This is a genomic window from Synechococcus sp. R5-12, from assembly GCF_047502655.1.
Classification (GTDB): Bacteria; Cyanobacteriota; Cyanobacteriia; order Thermostichales; family Thermostichaceae; genus Thermostichus.
The window spans coordinates 1-1,279 of the sequence record NZ_JANSIM010000293.1; the positions used below are offsets into that span (position 1 = coordinate 1).

Annotated in this window: 3 protein-coding genes; all 3 read left to right on the forward strand. The window is 51.6% G+C overall.

Translation table 11 applies throughout. The features are described 5' to 3' along the window. Positions 1-226, forward strand: a 226-nt coding sequence (locus NW843_RS13510; protein WP_414523207.1) for a roadblock/LC7 domain-containing protein, incomplete at its 5' end; no start/stop codon positions are given. Positions 227-284: 58 nt separating this feature from the next. Further along, on the forward strand, positions 285-821 hold the full coding sequence (locus NW843_RS13515; RefSeq protein WP_414523208.1) for a protoglobin domain-containing protein: 537 nt from the start codon (positions 285-287) through the stop codon (positions 819-821). A 37-nt stretch (positions 822-858) separates the two neighbouring features. After that, positions 859-1,279 (forward strand): GTP-binding protein (locus tag NW843_RS13520; RefSeq protein ID WP_414523209.1); only part of this gene is annotated, 421 nt, incomplete at its 3' end.

Here is a 1,279-nt window from a genome sequence, read left to right on the forward strand (position 1 = left end):
TGCTATGTCGGCTGCCATGCTTTCTTTGGGCGAACGGATTGGGAGAGAGCTAGGGCGCGGAGCCATAGAGAGAGTTTTTGTACAGGGGGAAAAAGGATACGGGGTTTTAACCAGTTGTGGCCCCGATGCCGTCTTGCTGACAATTGCCAGTCATGAAGTCAAGCAGGGCTTGCTTTTTTTGGAAATTAAGCGAGTCGCAGCAAGCATTGCAGAGGCAATGAAGTAAGAAAACCGGACGCGGAATCTAATTTTGTTTTTGATTTTGTCCTGATGTTGAGGAAACTATGGCCATTAAACCTTCGGAGCTGCTCCAAGTCCTGATCTCTCGCACCCAATTTACAGATGAAGACAGGAAGATTTTGCAGCAAAGTGCCGACTGGGGCAGCAGCATTGCTGTAGAAATGGCGGATACCTTTTACAGCTACCTGGATCGCGATGCCGAGATGGCGGCAGTGATAGCCAAACACAACCGGCAGCGGCTGGGTCAAACCTTTGCCGAATGGTTCAAGGAAATGTTTACGGGCATGGATAACTGGGGGCCACAATACGCTGAGCGGCGTTGGAAGATCGGCATAGTCCACGTGCGCGTTGGCATTGGCCCTCAACACGTGGTTCCGGCCATGGCTACGGTTGTGCAGGAGGTGAGTCGGCGGCTGGTCAAAGAAGGCAAGCCCGAGCAACTGCGCATGAGCCTAAGCAAAGTTTGCATGATCGATCTCTCCTTTATTGAGCAGGCCTATCTTGAGGTGGCCTATAATGCTGTGCAACAGGAAACAGGCATGAGCGAGGCCTTGTTTAAGCGCTTGATCAGGGTTGAGTAGGCCCGTCTGCGCTGGGGGTTTACGGCTGAGGCTAACCATGAGCAATATTCTCCGCATTGTTGTAACAGGGCCGGTGGGAGCTGGAAAGTCTACCTTTATTCGCACGATTAGCGAGATTGAGGTAGTAGACACCGATTGCAAAGCAACAGACGAGGTAGCAGAACTGAAGAAAACCACGACGGTAAGCATGGACTTCGGCCGCTTGAGAATTGGAGAGGAGGAAGAAGAGATGTGGCTGCATCTCTACGGTACTCCCGGCCAGTCTCGCTTTAACTTTATGTGGGATATTTTGATTAAGCGTGCCCACGGCTATGTTCTTCTGGTGCCTGCGCACTTGCCGGGCCAATTTCGCAATGCCCAAGCTATTCAATCTTTTATGAAAGCCAGGACAAGTGCCCCCTGCGTGATTGGGATCACCCACGTCGATCAACCCAATGCCTGGGATCCAGAAGACATTT